Consider the following 3,636-nt stretch of genomic DNA (forward strand, 5'->3'; position numbering starts at 1 on the left):
TTCTCGGTGCGGTCGCCTCGTTGCCCGGTGCCCGGCGTGTCCTGCGGGCGGCCCGTCGCGATTCGCCCCGGCGCGCCGCCCGTCGGCCGAACGTCCTGCCCGTCGCCCGGGTGCCCCAGGCGCCCGGGCGCCCAAGTGCCCGCGCCGGCTGCCCGGGTGGGACGCGCCCCCCTCACGCCACCGTGCGCGGCAGCCGCCGGCTCAGCGCGACCGTCGCCGCCCCCGCCACGAGTTGCGCGAGCAGCGTCCACACCAGCGCGTCCCGCACGCCGATCGACGTCGACAGGCTCAGGAACAGGGTGCCGAGCGTCGCGACGCCCAGCGCCAGCGCGGACTGCTGGGTGGTGGCCATCGCGCCGCTGCCGACCCCGGCCTGCGCCGTGGGCACCTCGCTCAGCACGATCCGAAACGTCACCGGCAGCATCAGGCCCTGCCCGAACCCGGTCACCGCCATGCCCGGCGCCAGCGCCCACACCCCCAGGTGCGGCCAGCCCCAGAAGAACGTGGCGGCCAGGATCAGCAGGCCCGCCGCCTGGATCAGCGACCCGCCGGTCACCGTGCCGCGCCCCCACCGCGCGACCGCGCGCGGCCCGAGCAGCGAGGCGGCGAAGAACGTCGCGCACAGCGGGGCCAGCGCCGCGCCCGCCAGCAGCGCGCTGAACTTCAGCCCGTCCTGCATTGCCACCGCCAGCACGAACATGAAGCCGCCGAAGCCCAGGCAGAGCGGCACGATCAGTATCAACCCGCTGCGCACGCTGTGGATACGGACCAGCGACGGCGGCAGCAGCGGGTTGCCGCCGTCGCGCTCGCCGCGCATCTCCACCGCCACGAACGCGGCCGCGGTGAACGGAGACAGCGCCAGCAGCGCCCACGCCCACACCGGCCAGCCGGCCGCGCGGCCCTCGGTGAGCGGCAGCAGCAGCGCGATCAGGGTGACCGCGAGCAGCCCGGTGCCCGCCCGGTCGATCCGCGCCGGGTGCTGCGACCTGGTCTCCGGCACCGAGCGCAGCGCGAGGAAGAAGGCGACCGCGGCGACTGGCACGTTCACCAGGAAGATCGCCCGCCAGCCGCTGCCGGCGATGTCCGCGGAGACCAGCACACCGCCGAGCACCTGCCCGACCACGCTGGCGATGCCCGCGGTCGCGCCGTAGTAACTCAGTGCCTTGCCGCGGCCGCTGCCGGAGGTCGCGGACTGGATGGTGGCCAGCGCCTGCGGCAGCAGCAGCGCCGACGCCGCGCCCTGGGCGACCCGCGCGCCGACCAGCGTCCACGCGTTCGGGGCGACACCGCAGGCCAGCGAGGTCAGCGCGAACAGCGCCAGGCCCCACAGGAAGAGGTTGCGGCGGCCGAACATGTCGCCGAGCCGGCCGCCGAGCACGAGCAGCACGGCGTACGCGACGCCGTAGCCGGAGACCACCATCTCCAGTACCGCGGCGCCGGCGTTCAGGTCGTGGTCGATGGTGGGCAGCGCGACGTTGACGATGAAGAAGTCGACCATCGGCAGGGCGGCGCCCAGCAGTACGGTCAGCAGCCCGAGGGTGCCCAGGCCGGGGGAGGGGGCGGGGTCGGTGCCCTTGGCGGTGCCTTTGCCGGTGCTCGCGCCGGTGCCTTTGCCAGTGCCAGTGCCTTTGCCGGTGCCGAGGTGGGTGACCCGGGGCAGCACCTGGGCCCGGGATATCAGGGTGTGGTCCATTCGATCGGTCACGTGCCCAACGATGGACCGCTGCTCAAGGGGGTACCAGAGAGCGTCTATCCAGGTATACCCGCTACCTGGCAACAGTCTGCGGAGTGCGGCACGCTGGGACCATGACATCGACCGCGCCAAGCGCCGACCGTAGCGAGGGCGTTGACCGTACGGCTGCCGGCGGTGTGGCCGTGGACCGGGTCGAGGTGGTGGACGCCGGGGTGGCCGCCAAGAGCCGCCGGCACGAACTCGCTTCCTTCCTGCGCAGCCGCCGCGAGCGGATCTCGCCGGAGCAGGTCGGGCTGCTGCCCGGCCGCCGTCGGCGCACGCCCGGGTTGCGCCGCGAGGAGGTCGCGCAGCTCGCCGCGGTCGGGGTGACCTGGTACACGTGGCTGGAACAGGCCCGGGACATCCAGGTGTCCGGGCAGGTCGCCGACGCGATCGCCCGCGCGCTGATGCTGGACCGGATGGAACGGCGCCACCTGTTCACGCTCGCCGGGGCCGCCGACCCGCACCCGGACCTGGACTGCCCGGGCATGTCCCCGTCCGTGCGCGCCATGCTCGACCAGCTCGAACCGCTGCCCGCGGCGGTCTTCAACAGCCGCTACGACATCATCGCCCACAACCGCACCTACGGGCGGCTGGTCGGCGACCTCGACCTGCTGCCGCCCGAGGACCGCAACCTGATGTGGCTCGCCTTCACCGACCCGGCGTGGCGCGAGCGGATGCTGGACCGCGAGGAGAACATCCGGCTGATGGCCGCGAAGTTCCGCGCCTCCATGGCCCAGCACCTCGCCGAGCCGGCCTGGAAGGCCCTGCTCACGCGGCTCCAGCAGGGGTCCCCCGAGTTCTGCGCGATGTGGGAGCGGCACGAGGTGCTGATCCAGCCCGACAGCCACATCAAGCGCTACCTCAACCGCGATGTCGGCCTGCTCGCCTTCGACTTCACCCACCTGTGGCTCGGCCCGAAGCAGGGCCCGCGGCTGACCACGTACGTCCCGGCCGACGCGACCACCCGCGAACGGCTGGACCGGCTGCACGCGTTGGTCGTCACGGAGGAGGAGCTCCGCCGCCGGCCGCTGGCGGTCTGAGCGCGGCCCCGCCGCCCTGGTGCGGGCGACGGGGCGACGGGGCGGCACGGCGTACTACGGCTCAGCGCTGGCCGGGGCGGTGGTCACCGGTGCGGTGGTCGCCGGTGCGGTGGTCACCGGCGCGGCCGGCGGGGTGGCCGGTGCGGTGGTCGCCGGTGCGGTGGTCGCCGGTGCGGTGGTCACCGGCGCGGCCGGCGGGGTGGCCGGTGCGGTGGTCACCGGCGCGGCCGGCGCGGTGCTCGTCGCGCTTGCCCCACGACTTGCTGGCGACCAGGTGCCCGCGGCTGTCGCGCAGGGTCGCCGTCTCGGTGGAGTGGCCCCACACCAGGGTGCGGCTGTTCTGGTACACGTCGCGGGTGGTGTTCCGGCCCGTGCCGGTGTGCACGCGTACCGACTTGTGGCCGGCCAGGGTGAGGTGGCTGAACCGGTAGACGTGGTGGTCGCTCGCGGACAGCGTCCAGTTGTTCAGGTTGACCGCGTTGCGGCCGGTGTTGCTGACCGTGACCCATTCCGCGTCCAGCGCCCTGGCCGCTTGGTTGCGGCCGGCGTTGTCGTGGTGGACCGCTCCCAGGACCACCGCGGATCGCTGCGGGTGGTGCGGCTGGTGCTGCCGGCCGTCGGCGGCGGCGGCCGGCAGTGCGGCGGCGGCCAGCAGCGCGCCGGCGCCGATCGCAGCGGCGGTCATACGGGTGGCGATGCGGGACATGTGTCCCCCTTCGTGCGGGTCCGGTACGGGACCGGGACGAGTAGTGCGGATGCCCGGCGATCCGCCGGGCATGCTCACTGTGACCGCTGGACCACCTGCCGTGATGAAAGATCGCCTCGCGTTACAGAATCCGGACATCTCGGTAACTCTTGTCT

General features: G+C 73.8%; 3 protein-coding genes. 1 reads left to right on the forward strand and 2 read right to left on the reverse strand.

Going from position 1 to position 3,636, the window contains the following annotated elements; translation table 11 throughout:
- Positions 1-172: 172 nt before the first annotated feature.
- A complete protein-coding gene (locus tag AC13HU_RS34035; protein WP_483045855.1) occupies positions 173-1,693 on the reverse strand; it encodes an MFS transporter in 1,521 nt (506 codons plus the stop codon).
- A 113-nt stretch (positions 1,694-1,806) separates the two neighbouring features.
- On the opposite strand from AC13HU_RS34035, the gene AC13HU_RS34040 reads away from it, so the two are divergent.
- Entirely contained in the window at positions 1,807-2,775 is a 969-nt protein-coding gene (locus AC13HU_RS34040) for a helix-turn-helix transcriptional regulator (RefSeq protein WP_483045853.1), read from the forward strand.
- A 61-nt stretch (positions 2,776-2,836) separates the two neighbouring features.
- On the opposite strand, the gene AC13HU_RS34045 is transcribed toward AC13HU_RS34040, so the two are convergent.
- A complete protein-coding gene (locus tag AC13HU_RS34045) occupies positions 2,837-3,481 on the reverse strand; it encodes a lamin tail domain-containing protein (protein ID WP_483045854.1) in 645 nt (214 codons plus the stop codon).
- Positions 3,482-3,636: the final 155 nt, after the last annotated feature.

Source organism: Streptomyces sp. NH27 (assembly GCF_056859195.1).

Bases quoted from the DNA above. Each gene is read 5' to 3' on its own strand.
- AC13HU_RS34035 (WP_483045855.1), bottom strand. From the start codon at position 1,693: ATGGACCACACCCTGATATCCCGGGCCCAGGTGCTGCCCCGGGTCACC.
- AC13HU_RS34040 (WP_483045853.1), top strand. From the start codon at position 1,807: ATGACATCGACCGCGCCAAGCGCCGACCGTAGCGAGGGCGTTGACCGT.
- AC13HU_RS34045 (WP_483045854.1), bottom strand. From the start codon at position 3,481: ATGTCCCGCATCGCCACCCGTATGACCGCCGCTGCGATCGGCGCCGGC.